Origin of the sequence: Terriglobus saanensis SP1PR4 (assembly GCF_000179915.2) — a bacterium.
Classification (GTDB): domain Bacteria; phylum Acidobacteriota; class Terriglobia; order Terriglobales; family Acidobacteriaceae; genus Terriglobus; species Terriglobus saanensis.
Genome location: NC_014963.1, coordinates 3210730 through 3228792 on the forward strand (window position 1 = coordinate 3210730; position 18063 = coordinate 3228792).

Below are 18063 nucleotides of genomic sequence, written 5' to 3' on the forward strand. Positions count from 1 at the left end.
TAGCCCATCGGCCATATTGTGACTGGGTATTCCACGGAACTAAAGACAATGAGGACTTCCGTTTCATGATGCCCAGCGTAGCCTTTCGCAAGCCACCCACTTGTCTCAAGAATGTCAACTCAATGTCATCCTTTACCGAATGAGATCTGGCCGGGTAAAGTGCTCTACTTTATTCGGCGCTAAGTCGGAAATATGGCCCATCTTCTCGCGTTTAACGGCAAGATAGTACTCGGAATAGGGGCTTCCTGGCACATCGGCACTCAAACGCTCGATCACTTCAATTCCAGCGGCCGCGACTGCGTCGATTTTCTCTGGATTGTTCGTCATCAACCGTATGGAGGGGATTTTGAGAAACCGGAGAATCTCGACTGGTAGTCGATAGTCACGCAGGTCAGCGGCATGTCCCAACTGCAAATTGGCTTCGATTGTGTCGAGACCTCGCTCCTGGAGTGCATAGGCGCGCAGCTTTTCCATAAGACCGATCCCACGCCCCTCCTGATGCTCATAGAGCAGTATCCCGGTGCCTTCTTCGGCAATGACGCGCAACGCCAAGTGAAGCTGATCGTGGCAGTCGCAGCGCAGCGAGTGAAATACGTCGCCAGTGGTGCATTGCGAATGAATGCGAACTACAGGTGGTGAGTTATGAATGTCGCCAAGCACGAGGGCCAAAGCGCTCTCCTGGTATCCATTCCCTGTTTCGCTTCCCTGGTGAACGCCCTCAAACCCTAGCAGGCGAAAATTGGCCCAGCGTGTTGGAAGACTGACTTCAGCGATTTGTCTCAATGTCATCAACGTCGTTAGTCCCTGAAATATGTACGGCCCGTGTTGAAGAAGAGTTGTTGTTTCACTCTTCGTGGAGTTTTGAATCTTATTGTTCTGTGCGGCGAAATTGGTACAGCACGTGATCTCCCAGCATCGCCAGAGGATGGGAAAGAACACGGTCCCAGCGCTCCATCGCTGCGAGCAGTCGTGGTTGTTTCGAAATCCACGGCTCTGCCGCACTGGGCGGCACGGTCACGCCGATGCCGATTCTCTGTTCGAGGGCAAACCAGGGAGAAAATGCGCGGACTATCTCCGAGCGACGGTGATAGACAACCTGAAACTCGCGTTTTGCCAATCTGGCCGATACAGCGCCGCGCTTCCAACGGCGAAGCGCCAGATGCGGCCGTCCGCGAAGACTCTCTACAACCATTTCTCCGGGGCAACAAGTACCGAAAAATACCAGCATCGCGGCCGAACCAGGCTTCAAAAGGCGGGCCAACCCACACGCGACGGGCTCAAGATCGGCGACGCAGTTGAGTGGCGCGAAGTTGGAAAAAGCTCCATCGAACGATGGTCGGCCCAACGATAGATAGCGCGTGGCAAAGTCTTTCATCTCTTCTCCCGCGGCAATCTCCGCGGAGGAACCAAATGGCCGTAGCTTTTGCTTTGCCAGTTTCACCATCGTTGGTGAGGGGTCGGTAAGCAGCACTTCGAATCCACGCTGCGCGAGAAAGCATGCATCTTCGCCCGTGCCGCCACCGATCTCCAGGACGCGCCCGCCCGCAGGAAACTGTTGAAGCAACGCTGTACGTACCGCGCGTCGCTGTGCGCTCACACTCTCCCATACGCCAAAACGCGAGTCGAACGCTGGTGCAATCGCGTCAAAGGCAAAAGCCGCTGGGCGTAAAGAAGAAGTCATATAGGAAGCCGATCCAAATGCCGCTGCCAGCGATACGACTCGACAGCATAACGAAAACCCTCCACAGCGTGAAAGCGCAGGCGGGAAAGAATGAAGCGGGTTTGCACACGATACCGCGCAATGCGAGTCGAAATCGTTTCGTGCGATAGAGAACGGATCACAATCGGTGGTAGCTTCGACGGAAGCAGCGATTTCTTAATCGGACGCCTACCCGAAACACCCGCTGTTTCGAGCTCCCTCTGCAGTAAGAGGTAAAGCTTGGAGCCCGGATGCTTTCCGAAAACAGTTCGGCGGCCATATAGATCTACCCAAAGCAGAGCCGAGGGAGGAAGGGCTCCCACAGTCCAATCCATCAGCATCTCGGGAGCGAAATCACCCATAATGTTAGTGATCAAATAAATTACCACTCCAATTCCCAAGGAGGCCCTTGGGTCGCGCTCCGCCGTAGCGCGCAAATCTCGCCAGAACCTATCGTCGTCGTAACGCGCGAGTACATGGCGGTAGAACTCGAGAAGGTGTGCTGTACGGGAAAACTCACTGCAAACATCCTTGAAGGCATGCAAGCCCTGGCCCAGAAACAGATCGATAGGCGACAGTACAGGCATGGTCAGGCCGCATATCTCTCGAGGAACGATGCGGGCCAATCGCGAAGTTTGGCTAGAGGTCTCGGTTTCCAGATGCAACTCCACAGCACGGTCGGGGAGATCCTTGTAAAAATCTTTTGTGGAGACGTGCGGCGTCTCGTTGAGCTTGAACTCCCAACTCTTGCCGCTGATCGCGTACAAGCGATAGCCCCTCCTCTCAAGAACCCGGCGAGCTTCGGGAACGCTTCGCTCGGCGATGAGGTAATCAAGATCAAATTGATGCCGCAGTTCGGGACGAGGCACCGAAATCGGACAGAGCGATACGCCCTTCATGACGGCGTAGGAAAGACCGGCCTGCTGAAACTCTCGCTGGAGGGCAATCGACTCCTCCAGCATGCCCTGCGTCCGTTTCTTGTTGTCGTCCATGTTCTGTTGCAAGCGGTCGAGAACGGGTTGCGGAAGCGTGTCGCGCAGCCCCAATTCCTTGAACCGCTCGAGCAGATAAAGGGTAAGACCGCTGACGTCGAGCCAATGTAGCAATCTCTGCCATTCTCTGCTGGAAAGATGGAGCAGCTGTCCGACTTGATCGGGAACGGGAGAGGAAAAGCTGAGTAAGATGGCCTCATGTATCTTCTGCTCGCGACTCAAGGGCTTCGATACGTCACCGTTCTTCAGGCGGCGTAGCAAAGAGCGGGTGCGAATTTGTACCGAATCCAGGGCCATGCTGTCGTGAGACTAATGACCCCGACGAATAGGGTTGTCATCTCGTGGTCAGGTAATTGTCACGCCTTTGTTGGATTTTGAAGAAAAGACTAAGGCCGGCGAGTACCTCACGCGTGTAGGTTGCAACGGCGGAGCAGAAATGCGGCAACGAGCTTGAGATCCAGATCCCTCTTCTAAGCCTTCATCCGTCGCCAGCCCACACATGCGACGAAATTGATAGCATCGCTCTTGATGGATCTTTCTACCCATGTGAAGTTTGTGAAGGGCGTTGGCGAACGCAACGCCGCTGCGCTGGTGCAGCGTGGCGTGGAAACGGTCGAGGACCTGCTATACCACCTGCCCTTTCGCTATGAAGACCGCCTGCATCCGCGCCCCATCGCGGAGTTGAAGGCGGGAGAGATGGCCAGCGTCATTGGCGAGGTACGCGGGAGCGTCCTTTTACACACGCGTTCCATGCCTCTGTTTGAGATGACTGTGGCGCAAGGCGTGGACACCGTGAAAGCCATGTGGTTTCGCGGGACCTATCTCAAGGACAAGTTCAAGCTGGGGCAGACCGTCGCGCTTTACGGAAAAATGGAGCCGTCACGGTCGAACGCAGGTAAGTTCAAGATGCTGCAGCCCCAGTTCGAAATCCTTCCTGAGCCTGGCGAAGAGGGCGGCTTCGAGATGCTGGAGATGGGGCGCATTGTGCCCGTGTACGAGACGCTCGGCGGTACGACCGCGTGGGGCGCCAAGCTGGGATCGAAGTGGATGCGACGCGTGGTATGGGATGTTCTGGAAGAGCTTGGTCGGGAGGGGACGCTCGACGAGCCGCTGCCGGGTGCGCTCCGCAAGAAGCTTGGACTGATGGATAGGCTCGAGGCCTTGCGCCGCGTGCACTTTCCGGAAGCCGGAACCTCTATGGTCGATCTTCAGAGCTCCGCGACACCCGCGCATCGGCGTCTGATCTTTGAAGAACTCTTCTACCTCGAACTTGGGCTGGAGTTGAAGCGGAAGCGTATGCGTGAGCGTACCGGTGTTCCCTTTACGACAGGCACAAAGGTGCGCGAGGCGATCAAACGCGTGCTTCCATTTCACCCGACGCCCGCGCAGAAACGTGTTCTGGGGGAGATCGTCGCCGATATGCAGAAGCCGCAGCCCATGCGGAGACTTCTGCAGGGCGATGTGGGTTCGGGCAAAACGATCGTAGCGATGCAGGCTGCCATCGTCGCGATTGAAAACGGGTATCAAGCAGCCCTGATGGCCCCTACCGAGATCCTGGCAACACAGCACTATCTCAGCGCGAAGAAGCTGCTGGGCGATTCGTATACAGTCACCCTGCTCACGGGATCTCTGGATGCGCAGCAGAAGCGTCTGAATCGGCGCAAGATTTTTGCTGGTGAGAGCGAGCTTGTGGTGGGGACGCAGGCGCTCATTCAGGAGAAGGTTGATTTTGCGAACCTTGGTCTCGTGATTGTGGATGAGCAACATCGCTTTGGCGTTCGACAGCGATTCACGCTGATGAAGAAGCCTGGGACCGGCGACCCGGATGTTCTGGTGATGACGGCTACACCTATTCCGCGAACGCTGGCGATGACGGTTTACGGCGACCTGGATGTGAGCGTGCTCGACGAGCTTCCTCCGGGGAGAACGCCGATTGTTACGCGACGCACGGGGGAAGAACGATCGGAAGAGGTGTGGGCCTTTGTTCTGAAGCAGGTGAAGATGGGACGTCAGGCCTACATCGTGTATCCGATGATCGAAGGCGCAAAGGAAGACCAGCCGGAGCTGGACTTCGCTGTCGATCCTCCTGCAGAAGTAGAGGAGCCGAAGAAGCGGGCTGCGAAGAAAGCGACGAAGCCCAAGAAGCTCTTCAGCGAGAAAACCGTCATGCGCAGCGCGACCGAGATGTATGACCACCTTCGTGCCGGAGCGCTCCGCGACATACGTCTGGGGCTGCTGCACGGCAAGCTCAGCGCAGATGAAAAAGAAGTCACCATGCGCCGCTTTCAGAGAGGCGAGATTGACGTCCTCGTGGCTACGACCGTCATCGAAGTGGGCGTGGATGTCCCGAACGCCAGTGTGATGGTGATCGAGCATGCAGAGCGGTTCGGTATGGCGCAGATGCACCAGCTGCGCGGACGTGTAGGGCGTGGAGCGGCAAAGAGCTATTGCATCCTTGTTACCGGTGCACGTGTAAGTCCGCAGGCGGAAGAGCGCGTAGGAGCTATGGTTCGTACGCAGAACGGCTTCGAACTTGCCGAGTTGGACCTTGCCCAACGCGGCCCTGGTGAGTTCTTCGGAACACGACAGGCGGGCATGCCTGATTTCCGTGTAGCGAGCTTGCTGCGAGACCGCGATCTACTGGAGATGGCTAAGAAGGAAGCCGCCCGATTTATCGAGCGGCCCTATGACGTACCTGAAGTAGAGCGGGAGATGGTGCGGTCTCAGCTCAAACACCAGTGGCAGCGACGCTATGGGCTGGTGGAAGCCTAAGGTCGCGCCTGCTTACGAAGCGAGTGCTGTGATGTGTAACTCCACTGCGGGCTGCGATTGAACAGCCTTCTTTGGGCCACGCTTGCGTGCTACGAGGATGCGAACGCGCTCCAGAAGTTCTACAGGAGAGGATGCGCCTTTGGGCAAAAAGACATCCGCGTTGCTTCCTCGATCCAGCGAGTTGACCGTGCCCGAGACCATGAGCGTGGGAAGAGCGGGATGCAGCTCACGCGCACGTCGAATGAGTTCGTTGCCATCCATCTGGGGCATGAGCAGATCACAGAGAAGAAGGTCGAGGGAACCCGGTGCAATACCCGCGATGATCTCAAGTGCCTCACTGCCACGCTGGGCACTCAGGACACGGTATCCGCGAGTTTCGAGGAGGAACGTACGGATGGCAAGGGTTTGTTCATTGTCATCGACGCAGAGAATGATTTTCTTTGGACGCATTTTTTAACTATTTCCTTCCGTGCTTGAAGAGGCCTAAAGTGAGGCAGTGTTACGAAAACTTGCGGTACAGACGAAGATTTCCCGTCTGCGCCGAAAGGTGCAGTGGCTCCGAAGGCCTGAGAAAGCGCCCCATGAGCGGAGTCGCACACATTTAAAAAAAGTGCGACTTTCGATATTGTTTGGAGCTTTTTTCAGTGAGCTCTTGTGCTGCTTTGATTCGGCGTCGTGGATGACTACCGATCGACTTCCCAACAGTACGGAGCGCCATGGAACTTGGCAACCGTGAATTTTCTGTGCATTTCTAGGGTTTTCATCGTTGCGCTTCCACCGTTTTTTTCATGTGTGCGCAAACATTGGGCAAGGTGTGTATCAGCCTGTGGGAAAGCAACGGATTCAGGGAAGGAAAAAGCGTCCTTTTGCAACATGGATGGTGCGACCTCCAATAAACACTTTTCCCACTCCGTCCTCGGTACGCGTAGCGCTTGCGATGATCCGACTCGGACGAAGCATCTCGAGCCCCTGCTTAAGCACGATCGGGGTTCCACTAGGCGCAACGCTGTGATGGACCAGATAACTCACAGCGCATCCAGCGGCGGATCCTGTGGCTGGATCTTCCCCGTTGTAGAACTGCATGCGTGCGTGCCAGGTTTCTGACTCGCTTTCCGAACGAGCCACGCAATAGAAAAACCTGGCGCCCGTTGTCGCCAAATACTGGGTTGACTTGTCTGGGGGAATCGAGAGTCGTGAGAGAACGGATGGATCGCGCAGAGCCACGATGCAAAACGACAAGCCTGTGGATACTGTCTGAGGTTCCAGGGATGCGTCGAGGTCTTCTGGCAGTAGACCGAGTGCCTTTGCTACGGCAGCATGGCTATGCGTTTCGCTGAACACAGGGTCGAACTGCTGCATTTCACCATAGATGCCCCGCTCTCCATCAGAGGACGGTTTGAACTGAACGTCGATGACGCCACCCTTCAGTCGCATCCTGATCTTCGAAGAACCGCGAAGCACAGGATGATTCCAGCAGAGCCAGCTTGCCGTGCCAAGTGTCGGATGCCCGGCAAAGGGGAGTTCCTCCTGCGTGGTGAAGATGCGCACCTGAACACCCTCCCGCGCCTCGGCTTCGGCGTCCTGCGGAAGAATGAAAGTGGTCTCGGAGAGATTTGTCTCTCGCGCAAGCGACTGCATCTGCGCGGTGGAGAGGCCGGTTCCGTCGTGGAAGATCGCCAGCATGTTGCCTTCGTAGGCAGCTTCGGCGAAGACGTCGACCTGGGACCAGGCCAGTTCACGTTGCGGGATGGGGTTTGACATGAAGCTCCTTCGTGGATATTGTTGCAAATGATGAAGAAGTTCTCCACATTCGTCTATTCCTGCCGCTGCTGTTGCTGTGGCCCGGTAGGGGTGTGTGGATGAGCCATTCTGAGGACGAGTAAAAAACGAATCCAAAGAAGACTTAGAACCCACCCAAGGCACCCGCCGGGTGGGTTTTGCATTGCACCCCCAACCAAATCTGTACCGAGGCAAAAGATCATGTCCCTTCGTATCAACGATATTGCACCCGACTTCACGGCAGAGACAACGGAAGGCACAATCCACTTTCACGAGTGGATTGGCGATAACTGGGCAGTGCTGTTTTCGCACCCCAAAGACTTTACCCCAGTCTGCACGACGGAACTGGGTGCAGTGGCCGGTCTCGAAAAGCAGTTTGCTCAGCGCGGCGTAAAGGTTCTCGGCCTGAGTGTCGACCCAGTCGACAACCACACTAAGTGGGCAGAGGACATCAAGGATGTCAGCGGCTTCCCGGTTGAATTTCCAATGATCGGCGACCCTCAGTTGAAGGTCGCGAAGCTTTATGACATGCTCCCCGCGGATGCAGGCGAGACGAGCGAAGGACGGACACCCGCGAACAATGCACCGGTACGCACGGTCTTCGTGATTGGACCGGACAAGCGGATCAAACTGACCATGGCCTACCCCATGACAACGGGGCGTAACTTTGACGAGATCCTACGCGTTCTGGACAGCATCCAGCTGACGGCGAAGCACAAGGTGGCCACCCCGGCAAACTGGAAGCAGGGTGAGGACGTCATCATTACGGGCGCAGTCTCCAATGAAGAAGCCGCTACGGTCTTTCCTGGATACAAAACCGTAAAGCCTTATCTGCGGACGACGACACAACCCAAATAAGCGCAGTAAGATAGAGACAACTCCGCCGTGCTGTTTTTGCGCGGCGGAGATGAGGACCGATGGCGAAGTGGTTAACGCGCTGGTCTGCAAAACCAGTACTCATGGGTTCAAATCCCATTCGGTCCTCCAATCAATTCGCAGAAAAGCCCACCTGAGCAGGTGGGCTTTTTTCTGGATGCGCCGCGCTCTAAGTCAAAGCCAAGTGATTAATTGCTACGCAAAGCGATCATCGGATCAACCCGAGAGGCGCGTCGTGCGGGGAGGTACCCTGCGACCAGGGCAACGAGCGTCAATAGAACGATCATTGCAACAAAGGTGAGTGGATCGGCAGGTTTCGTGCCGAAGAGAAGTGAACTGATGCTACGTGCCACCACGAATGAAAAGATAGTTCCGAGGCCGACACCTAGCATCGCGATTCTGAGCGTTGCCAGGACGACGCCGCGCTGTACGCGTTCCCGACTGGCTCCAAGAGCCATACGAATGCCGATCTCCTGTGTCTGCCTTGCGACCGTGTAGGAGATCACGCCATAGATTCCAAGTGACGCAAGAATCAATCCGAGAGCGGCGAAGATCCCGACGAGGATGGCAAAAAAACGTCTAGGAGCAGACGCGCGATCGACGAGGCCCTGCACTGGTTTGAGCGTTACGACTGCCTGTGACGGATTCATGACGCGCAGTTTTGCCATCACGCTGGGCGTTAGCACCTCGGGCGGCAACTCCGAGCGGATCACCACCTCCGCTTTCGCCAACTCACCATGGCCGACCGGTACATATACCTGGGGACTCGATTCAGCTTCCAGGCTGCTGTCCTGAACGTCGTCGATCACGCCTATCACCCGTGTATCGCCAGCCCCAATTCCTTGTGCGAGTTTTCCGATGGGGTCCTCGTTCGGCCACTCTCGTCGCGCAGCGGTTCGGTTGATGATAATGAACGATTCAGTCGCGGAAGAGTCGCTCCATTGGAAGTCTCGGCCACGCCAAACGCGCATTCCCATGGTCTGCAGATAGCCGGGCGTAACGATGTAGACGAGCGCGTCTTTATTTTCTCCATCTTTGACCGCTTTTCCTTTGGCACGCAATTCCCAACTCCGACCATGCTCCAGCGGTAAGTTATCTGTAATGCCTGCAGACTGAACCCCGGGAATGGAACGAATCTGACGAATTGCTTCCTGTAAGCTGGCCCAGCGCTTCGCCAGGCTTGCTGCGCCGCCGCCATCGTAATCGGTGCGGTAGTCCATGCGGATGGAAGAGACGTGTGTGGGCTCGAAACCAAGATCGACCTGCATCACCTGCAGGAAGCTGCGCAACAATAAACCAGCACCAACCACGAGGACACAAGCCAGGGCAACTTCTGAGATCACCAGAGCAGACCTCAAACGATCGTACTTTCTGCCATCACTCGTTCCGTGTCCGGAGTCTTTTAGAGATTCCTGCAAATTCCCTGCAGACATCTTCAAGCCAGGAGCCAATCCGAAGAGCAGGCCTACTGTGACGGTGAGCACGATGGTCCAGAGCAGTGCGGTGCCATCCACGCGCACACTGCTCATGAGCGGTAAGGCCACGGATCCCTGGTGCGCCAAATAGTACGTGAGTGCGTATGCAAGGAGTAATCCGAGCATTGCCCCCGTTCCAGAGAGTAGAAGACTCTCTGTCATCAACTGACGAACCAATCGCGCGCGGCCAGCACCTAACGCTACACGCAGGGCAAACTCCTTGCTTCGTGAAGCTGCGCGTGCGACTAAAAGGTTGGACAGGTTTACACAGACGATCAGCAGAATCAAACCCACGGCGCACCACAGTACCTCGAGCGAACGCCGCAGCTTTCCGCTGACCTCTTCTTTTAATCCGGTGATTTTTGTGTCATAGTCCGTGCCAGCCTGGTGCCCCAACGATGCGTTGATCTGCGGAAGCAAGGTCTTCGCTTCGGCCTGTGTCTGCGCGAGCGTAACGCCTGGTCGCATACGGCCGACAAGGGCCAGCATGTGCCCCCAGTTGCGCACATTTTCCGTCACCAGCGGAATGAAGTAATCCATCTTAGCTCCCGGCGCAAAGACAGCACCGAAATCAAAGCGGGATGGAAGTACACCCACCACGGTCATCGTGTCTTTGTCCAGGGTGATCGTTTGTCCGATGATCTTTGGATCTGCGTTGAACTGTCGCTGCCAGAAGGGATAGCTCAGCATCACGGCCGGAGGTCCGCCCTTCACCGCCTCAGTGTGCAGAAACTGACGTCCCAACACAGGCTCAACTCCGAGTACTTTGAAGAAGTCCTCCAGAACCCATACACCGGCCACGGGCTTCGGTTCTCCGTAGTGCATCAACTTTGTTTCACCCACAGAGAGGTAGGGGACAAATCCAGTAAGGTTTTGCAGCGAACGGCTGTCCTGCTTGTACGCCTCATAGTCATCGACGCGATACGACGTGTCGGAGAGACCGCCCTTGCCGAAATTGCCCGCCATCCAGACCAACTGTTGGGCATCGTGAAATGGGAGGGGCCGTAACAGAATCGTATTGACGACACTGAAGACGACGACATTGGCACCGATGCCGAGCGCGAGAATCAGGATGGAGATGCAGGCGAATCCACGGTCGCGGAGAAGGGTTCGCAGAGTGTAGCGAATGTCCTGCCGCAGAACATCCAGCCACTGCCCGGGCCGCTGCTCATCGCACGCCTCGCGCGTTCGTTCGACGCCGCCGAAGTCAATCATTGCCCTACGACGCGCTTCGTCAGGGGACATGCCGGCGTCGACGTTTGCTTCGATGGACCGCTCGATGTGGAGACGGATCTCTTCTTCAAGATTCTCTGCGGGAGGACGGTTGAAAAAGAAACGCAGACGTGTGAGCAGTTCGCGGATCATGCGGACACCTCCGCGCCTTGCCCCAGCACAAGCGCGATGGCCGTGCTTAAACGATTCCACTGTTGTAGTTCGGCTTTGAGCTGCTTCTCACCAGCGCGCGTCAATGAATAGAACTTGGCGCGGCGGTTGTTCTCGGATGAGCCCCAGTCGGATTCAATCCAACCCTTGTACTCCAGACGGTGCAGCGCGGGGTAGAGAGAACCCTGTCCAATCTGCAGAACATCTTTTGAGACATTTTGAATGCGACTGGCGATACCCCACCCGTGCATGGGCTCCAGAGCCAAAGTTCGCAAGATCAGAACGTCCAGCGTTCCCTGCAATAAATCGGTCGATGGCGGCATGCAATTCTCCCCTTGACGTTCGACAACAGGATGCAATCTGCTCTTGTCGAATGTCAAGGGGAATATGGGATTACATTTTATTTTCCGGGGAGCCTGCCTTACTGCCAGCCGCCACCAAGTGCTGCGTAGAGCTGGACAAGCGTGAGTGCCTCATTCTGCTGTGCAGTCACCAAGCTCAATTGCGCGGAAAAGAGATTCGAGTCGGTGGTGAGCACTTCCAGGTAGCCAGTTGAGCCCCCCTGATACCGGATGCGGGCGAGACGGGTAGCATCCTTTGCGGCATCAACAAGAAGTTGCTGCTGCTCGCGATAGGCACGTTGCTTATTCACTGCAATCAAGGCATTAGAGACATCGCGGAAGGCGCCAGCGATAGTTTTCTGATAGTTCAGAACCATCTCTTTCTCCGTTTGCTGAGAAAGACGAAGCTGACCGCGAAGCTTGCCTCCGGCGAAGAGAGGCTGCGACAGCGAACCGATGCCGTATACCGTTTGTGCACCACTCTTGAAGATATCCGGGAAGCTGTCTCCACCTACACCGCCCGAAGCACTAATCGAGAGCTGAGGGAAGAACTGTGCTCGGGCCACGCCAATGTTTGCATTCGCCGCCTTGAGCTGCGCTTCCGTTTGTTGAATGTCAGGACGGCGCTCCAGAAGCTCAGAGGGCAGACCGACGGGAAGATTCTGAGGCACCGGCGAAAGCGCAGTCGGCGAACTCCGGATGATCGTGCCGGGGTTATCGCCCAATAGGAACTTGATCGCGTTCTCCTGCTGCTGTACCTGCTGCTCAAGCTGCGGGATCTGCGAGGATGCTGTGTACAAAAGCTGCTCGGCCTGACGAACATCCGAGAGCGGGACGGAGCCACCGGTTTCCAACTGGCGTGTAAGACCGACAGAGTCCTGGCGGATCTTGTAAGTCTGCCGCGCGATCTCGAGCTGGTGATCGAGGGCACGGAGCTGGATGTACGCAGTGACTACCTGCTGCACCAGCGTGAGACGGACGGCGCGCTGGGCCCAGGTCTGGGCGAGAAGCTGATCCCGCGCAGCTTCTGTTTGTTTGCGATAGAGGCCCCAGAAATCGGGGTTCCACGCTGCGGACAGATTGAACGATCCAACGACGAGAGGGCTGGTGATCGAGCTTCCGCCGATCGAAGGAATCTCCGCACCAGCGCCGGTTCCACCGGCACTGATCGTGGGAAACTGTTGCGAGCGTGTGATCTGCACCTGCGCCTGTTGCTCGAGGATACGTTGCGCAGCAATCCGCAGATCGTAGTTGTTGGCAAGAGCCTGAGTGATGAGCGCCTGGAGCTCCGGCTCTTTGAAGATTTGCGTCCATTGCTGATCGGCTATGGAGTTCTTGGCCTCTCCAACAATAGCCTCATCATCCGCGCCGCGGAAGGCTGGAGGTGCGGGATAAACGGGACGCTTGTACTTCGGTCCGACGTTGCAGCCAGCCAGTACGAGCGCCATGGAGCCACCAAGGACAGCCATGCTGCCAAGTTTCAGAAGGGTTTTCATGCGTGACCTCCTGGGGTCAGAGTTTTGCCTTCTGTTTGCGGGCCGCCGCCTGCCGCTTTACCAAGAACAACGGGGTCGACGTCAGGCTTGGAGTCCATCGTGGTTCCCTTGCCGCCCCGCGTGTAGCGATGCGAGACGTATTCTACGAAGGAAAAGGTGACCGGGATAAAGAGAATGCCGATCACAGTGGACAGCGCCATACCGCCGACGACCACGGTGCCGAGGATGCGTCGCGATACTGAGCCTGCGCCTGTTGCGGTCCATAGAGGTAAGCAACCACAGATAAAGGCAAGCGCGGTCATCACGATGGGACGGAAGCGAAGACGTGCGGCGTTGAGTGCTGCCTCCGAGATACTCTGACCAGACTCGTAGTTCGTCTTCGCGAATTCCACGATCAGGATGGCGTTCTTTGCAGACAAGCCGATGAGCATGACCAGACCGATGGTGGCAAAGACATCGTTTTCAAGCGATCGGATATTCAACGCAAGATATGCGCCGAGGATTGCGACGGGGGTACTGAGAAGAACGCTGAACGGCAGGGTCCAGCTTTCATACAGTGCTGCGAGAATCAGGAAGACGAAGAGGAGCGAGAGTCCGAAGACGACCCAGGACGGTAGACCCTGAGATGCCTTGTGTTCCTGGTAGGACATACCGGCGTAGTCGAAGCCCATACCTGGCGGCATGCTCTGCGCGAAGGTCTCTTCGAGCGCCTTCATCACCTGCCCGGAACTGTACCCCGGAGCGCCCACGATACTGATCTGGGTGGCGTTGTACTCATTGAATCGGTAGATGAACTCCGGTCCATTGATCTTCTTGATGTTGACCAGCGCGGACAGAGGCACCTGGCTTCCATTTGCACTTCGAACGTAGAACTGATTGATATTCTCTATCTTGCTTCGAGTGACACCTTCCGCTTCGACGTAAGTCTGCCACTGTCGACCAAATCGGTTGAAGTAGTTGGTGAGATAGCCTCCCATAAAGGTCTGCATGGTGGTGTAGACATCGCTGAGTGCGACCTGCTGCTGAATGACCTTCTCTTTGTCCACGGCCGCGTAGATCTGCGGTACGGCAGGGAGATAAGCAGGAATTGCAGCGATGACTTCCGGACGCTTCTTCAGAGCTCCGAGGAAGGCACCGAGGTTTTTCGTAAGGAACATCGGATCATCGTTGCCCGAGCGATCCTGAAGAACAAAGGTGACGCCGCCAGAGGTACCTACACCGGGAATGGAAGGCGGCGGGAAGCTGAAGGCGATACCATCAGGATTTCCTGCGAGTTGTTTCGCCATGCTTGCCTGGATCGCGGTGAACTGCTCTTCCTTCGACTTGCGCAAATCCCAATCCTTCAACGAAACGAAGAAGAAGGCGGTGTTGGTGCTCTGCGTCTGGGTAAGAAGACTAAAGCCGTTGACCTGAATGACACCGCGAACACCGGGGGTCTTCAAGAGAGCGTCCGAGATCTTCAAAGCAGCTTCATCCGTACGCTGCAAGGACGAAGCATCTGGCAGTTGCAGAGCGACGAAGGCGTAGCCCTGATCTTCCGTAGGGATAAAGCCCGTGGGAAGCTTCGAACCGAAGAGCACGGCCAGGACACCCACACCGACCAGCACCAGCATGGAGAGACCGGACTTGTGCAGCAGAACGCTCGAGGTAGAAACGTAGCTTTCGGTGGTTCTGCCGAAGATGCGGTTGAACCAGCTGAAGAAGCGACCGAGCAGACCGGGCTTCCTCTCTTTGTCCCTGGGCTTCAAGAGCAGCGAGGCAAGAGCGGGGCTGAGGGTAAGCGCGTTGAAGGCAGAGATTAGAACCGAGATCGCAATGGTGATCGCGAATTGCTGGTAGAGACGTCCGGTGATTCCAGGAATCGCAGCGGTCGGGATGAATACTGCGGCAAGGATCAAGGCAATACCGATGACCGGGCCAGATACTTCTTCCATCGCCTTGTAGGTGGCGTCCTGCGGGGTCATGCCCTCGTCGATATGGTGCTCGACGGCTTCCACCACGATGATGGCATCGTCGACGACGAGACCGATCGCCAGCACAAGACCAAAGAGCGAAAGCGTATTGATCGAGAAGCCAAGCGCCGGGAAGATGATGAACGTACCGATGAGCGAAACCGGAACAGCAAGCAGGGGGATGAGCGTGGCGCGCCATCCCTGCAGGAAGATGAAGACCACGACGACTACGAGCGCGAGGGCTTCGCAGAGGGTAAGGATGATTTCGTGAATGCCAGCGGTAACAGCCTTGGTGGTGTCGAGGGGAACGTCATACTTCAGACCTGCCGGGAAGCTTGTAGAAAGTTCAGCAAGACGCTTGTTGACGAGCTTGGAGACTTCTACGGCGTTCGAACCAGGAAGCTGGTAGACACCGAGAACACCGGCTGGCGCTTTGTTATAACGACCATTCAGCGTATAGAACTGCTGACCGAGCTCGACGCGTGCAACGTCTGAAAGATGCACGATCGAACCGTCTGCATTGGCGCGCAGGACGATCTTCTCAAACTCTTCGGGCGTGACAAGACGGCCTTCGGTGCGGACCGTATAGGTGAACTGCTGGCCTACTGGTGCGGGATCGCCACCAATTTGACCTGCGGGATTTACATTGTTCTGTGTCTGCAATGCTGCGATGACTTCAGGCGCTGTGATGCCGAGCTTCGCCAGCTTGTCCGGCTGCACCCAGATACGGAGCGCATACTGTCCACTGAAGACCTGAACGCGCGCGACACCCGGAACGCGCGTGATCTCATCCTGCAGCTTGATGATGGCGTAGTTCGTAAGGAACTTGGCGTCGTACTTGTTGTCCGGGGAAGAGAGCGAGACGAGCAACAAGGGTGAAGTCAGAGACTTCTGTACCGTGATGCCCGCAACCGTAGCCTGCACTGGAAGCTGGGACTGTGCCTGCGAGACGCGGAGCTGGGTAAGAATCTGATCGGTATCGGGATTGGTCTTGACGTCGAAGTCGACAAAGATCTGGGACTGGCCGTTGTTCGCATTCACCGAGTACATGTAGAGCATGTTGTCTACACCGGTGATCTGCTGCTCCAACGGCGTAGATACTGCCTGCAGGAGCGTCTTTGCATCGGCACCGGCATAGTTCGCCTGCACCTGGATTTCAGGCGGAGCGATGTCCGGAAACTGTGCTGTTGGCAGCGTCAGCATGGAGACCGTGCCGAGAATTACAGTCAGGATCGCGATAACGATGGCCACAATGGGCCGTCGGATAAAGAATTTCGACATCGATTACCTCCCCGCCGAACTGGACGTCTGCGGTGTAACGGCGGCATGAGGAGCCACGGGCACGCCTTCCTGGAGCTTCTGGGCATTGTCTATGATGACGCGTGACCCTGAGGGCAGACCACCGGTCACAATCCAGTTTTCGCCGGACTCTGATCCGAGCGTCACATTGAGAACGTGAACCTTGTTATCGTCACCCGCAACAAAGACCTGCTTGACGCCCTGCAGATCCTGTACGCCAACCTGTGGAACCAGAAGAACGTTGTGGCGAATCTCTGTATCCGCGGAGACACGGCCGAACTGACCGGGACGCAGTACGTTACCGGGATTCGGGAACACAGCCGCTATCCGGATGGCGCCAGTCTGCTGATTCATCTGACGATCGATGAAAGCGATGTGCCCCTTTTGCGGGAAGGTCTCACCGTTCGCAAGTTTGAGCGAGAGTTGGATCGCCGAGGCATCTTTCAAAAGATCGCCCTTGCCCTTACGTGCACGATTGATGAGAGCGAGATACTCGCCATCGCTGAGCGAGAAGTACACCTTGATGGGATCCATTTGCGAGACGGAGGTCAACACCGATTGCGGGCTGACGAGATTGCCTACCTGCGTGGTGGCCTGCCCCGCGATACCGGAGATCAGCGACCGGACCTGTGTAAAACCAAGGTTCAATCTTGCGCTTTCAACATTGGCCTGGGCCGATGCGATGGCGGCTTCTGCGGCTTTTACGCTCGCTTCTGCCTGCATGGCCGTCTGCTTGTCGTTGTCGAGCTGGCTCTGGGCAATGGCGCGCTGCTCGGCGAGTGGCGTGTCCCTGTTCAAGTTAATCTTTGCCAGGCCCAACTGTGCCTGCGCCTGACCCAACTGCCCCTTGGCCTGACCGACCTGCCCCAAGGCCTGATCCAACGTGGCCTGGAAGGGACGAGGATCGATCTGGAAGAGCACCTCCCCCTTACTTACGGACGAACCTTCGCGGTAGTTCTGGCGAACGAGGTAACCACTGACCTGGGGCTGAATCTGCGCGTTCACAAAACCATCGAGGGTTCCAACCCATTCGCTGGTAATGGCGACATCTTCGGCTTTTACCGTAACAACAGAGACGGGAACAGGTGCAGGAGGAGGCGCCGCAGCAACTTTGTGGTCACATCCGGCAAGACCAAAAACACCAAACACGAGGCAGGCCGTCGCACGTTGGAGGACTGTGCCCGCACCGATCTGTGGCTGCCGATTTTCGACTTTATTTGACGTCATGCAACATCCTCCGGCTAGCTGAAAAAGTCATTCATACATGTATGTATCTTCCATGAGATTCTTAGAGGGTGAATCAGGATTCAGAAAATCCGCTTGTTGATTTTTCAGACCATGGTGCTAAGCGTCAGGAGCGTTCGCTGTTGACACGGCAAACATTGATCACCGCCGCGCGCGTGATCTTTGCGCGCGATGGTTTTGAAATGGCGCGCTTGGAAGACATCGCCGCGGAAGCCGGAAAAACACGTGGCGCATTCTATGCGCATTTCGAAAACAAAGAAGATGTCTTCTTCGCAATCTTTGAAGAAGACATTTATAACGACCACTCCCGCCTTGCCGATCTGCTGAGCAAAGCCTCGAATTTCGAGGAACGGCTTGAGGTCTTCATTAACAAGCTCATGAAGATATTAAAAGATAAGCGCCGCATGCTTCTGGACATCGAGTTCAAACTCTACGCGATTCGTCACCCACACAAACAGAAACGCCTGGCCGATTTGCACGCAGCGATGTGCTATCGCTGTGCGGGAGAGGAAGTAGATTCACTCTTCTCCGAGGTCACGGGTTTCAGTGGTGGAAATAAGAGAAGAGAAGCCACTCAATTCGGAGCGCTGCTGAACGGTTTCGCTTTGAATGAACTCTTTGATCCGATGGGAATGAACGAAGAACAGTTGCGCCAGCATATTCGAGCAGCCCTACTCACCATGATTGACCTGGGAATGGCTGACCGCAAAGGTTCACTCATCTCTTCCCTCGGCTCACGCCCAAGCTGAAGTTT

13 protein-coding genes and 1 tRNA gene are annotated in these 18063 nt (G+C 56.2%); 4 read left to right on the forward strand and 10 right to left on the reverse strand.

From position 1 onward, the window contains the following. Positions 1-132: 132 nt before the first annotated feature. The 3 genes from ribA to ACIPR4_RS13055 form a co-directional block, all read right to left on the reverse strand. Complete coding sequence (gene ribA, locus ACIPR4_RS13045; protein WP_013569133.1) at positions 133-789, reverse strand: GTP cyclohydrolase II; 657 nt, start codon at positions 787-789, stop codon at positions 133-135. A 79-nt stretch (positions 790-868) separates the two neighbouring features. Beyond that, complete coding sequence (locus tag ACIPR4_RS13050; RefSeq protein ID WP_013569134.1) at positions 869-1681, reverse strand: class I SAM-dependent methyltransferase; 813 nt, start codon at positions 1679-1681, stop codon at positions 869-871. Continuing rightward, positions 1678-2988, reverse strand: coding sequence for a nucleotidyltransferase family protein (locus ACIPR4_RS13055; RefSeq protein WP_013569135.1), 1311 nt, complete (start codon positions 2986-2988; stop codon positions 1678-1680). Before ACIPR4_RS13055 ends, ACIPR4_RS13050 begins: the two co-directional genes overlap by 4 nt. 231 nt (positions 2989-3219) lie before the next feature. Here ACIPR4_RS13055 and recG point away from each other — a divergent pair, with 231 nt between their 5' ends. After that, positions 3220-5463, forward strand: a complete 2244-nt coding sequence (recG, locus tag ACIPR4_RS13060; protein WP_013569136.1) for an ATP-dependent DNA helicase RecG — start codon at positions 3220-3222, stop codon at positions 5461-5463. Positions 5464-5475: 12 nt separating this feature from the next. Here recG and ACIPR4_RS13065 read toward each other — a convergent pair whose 3' ends face one another. After that, entirely contained in the window at positions 5476-5913 is a 438-nt protein-coding gene (locus ACIPR4_RS13065; protein ID WP_013569137.1) for a response regulator, read from the reverse strand. Between the two features lie 393 nt (positions 5914-6306). Next, positions 6307-7224, reverse strand: a complete 918-nt coding sequence (locus tag ACIPR4_RS13070) for a PhzF family phenazine biosynthesis protein (RefSeq protein WP_013569138.1) — start codon at positions 7222-7224, stop codon at positions 6307-6309. A gap of 219 nt (positions 7225-7443) precedes the next feature. On the opposite strand from ACIPR4_RS13070, the gene ACIPR4_RS13075 reads away from it, so the two are divergent. Both ACIPR4_RS13075 and ACIPR4_RS13080 read left to right on the forward strand, forming a co-directional pair. Further along, complete coding sequence (locus ACIPR4_RS13075) at positions 7444-8100, forward strand: peroxiredoxin (protein ID WP_013569139.1); 657 nt, start codon at positions 7444-7446, stop codon at positions 8098-8100. 53 nt (positions 8101-8153) lie between these two features. Beyond that, positions 8154-8229, forward strand: a tRNA-Cys gene (locus ACIPR4_RS13080). 77 nt (positions 8230-8306) lie between these two features. On the opposite strand, the gene ACIPR4_RS13085 is transcribed toward ACIPR4_RS13080, so the two are convergent. The 5 genes from ACIPR4_RS13085 to ACIPR4_RS13105 all read right to left on the reverse strand — a co-directional run bounded on the left by ACIPR4_RS13085 (position 8307) and on the right by ACIPR4_RS13105 (position 17291). Then, positions 8307-10958: an ABC transporter permease gene (locus ACIPR4_RS13085; RefSeq protein ID WP_013569140.1), complete on the reverse strand. Its 2652-nt coding sequence runs from the start codon at positions 10956-10958 to the stop codon at positions 8307-8309. Continuing rightward, positions 10955-11299 carry a PadR family transcriptional regulator gene (locus ACIPR4_RS13090; RefSeq protein ID WP_013569141.1) on the reverse strand — a complete coding sequence of 115 codons (345 nt, stop codon included), beginning with the start codon at positions 11297-11299 and terminating at the stop codon, positions 10955-10957. Before ACIPR4_RS13090 ends, ACIPR4_RS13085 begins: the two co-directional genes overlap by 4 nt. Before the next feature lie 98 nt (positions 11300-11397). Further along, positions 11398-12813, reverse strand: coding sequence for an efflux transporter outer membrane subunit (locus ACIPR4_RS13095; RefSeq protein WP_013569142.1), 1416 nt, complete (start codon positions 12811-12813; stop codon positions 11398-11400). Further along, positions 12810-16046 (reverse strand): efflux RND transporter permease subunit, encoded by a 3237-nt coding sequence (locus ACIPR4_RS13100; protein WP_013569143.1) that lies wholly within the window; start codon positions 16044-16046, stop codon positions 12810-12812. Before ACIPR4_RS13100 ends, ACIPR4_RS13095 begins: the two co-directional genes overlap by 4 nt. Positions 16047-16049: 3 nt before the next feature. Further along, a complete protein-coding gene (locus tag ACIPR4_RS13105; protein WP_013569144.1) occupies positions 16050-17291 on the reverse strand; it encodes an efflux RND transporter periplasmic adaptor subunit in 1242 nt (413 codons plus the stop codon). A 68-nt stretch (positions 17292-17359) separates the two neighbouring features. Here ACIPR4_RS13105 and ACIPR4_RS23325 point away from each other — a divergent pair, with 68 nt between their 5' ends. Next, positions 17360-18058: a TetR/AcrR family transcriptional regulator gene (locus tag ACIPR4_RS23325; protein ID WP_013569145.1), complete on the forward strand. Its 699-nt coding sequence runs from the start codon at positions 17360-17362 to the stop codon at positions 18056-18058. Positions 18059-18063 lie beyond the last annotated feature (5 nt).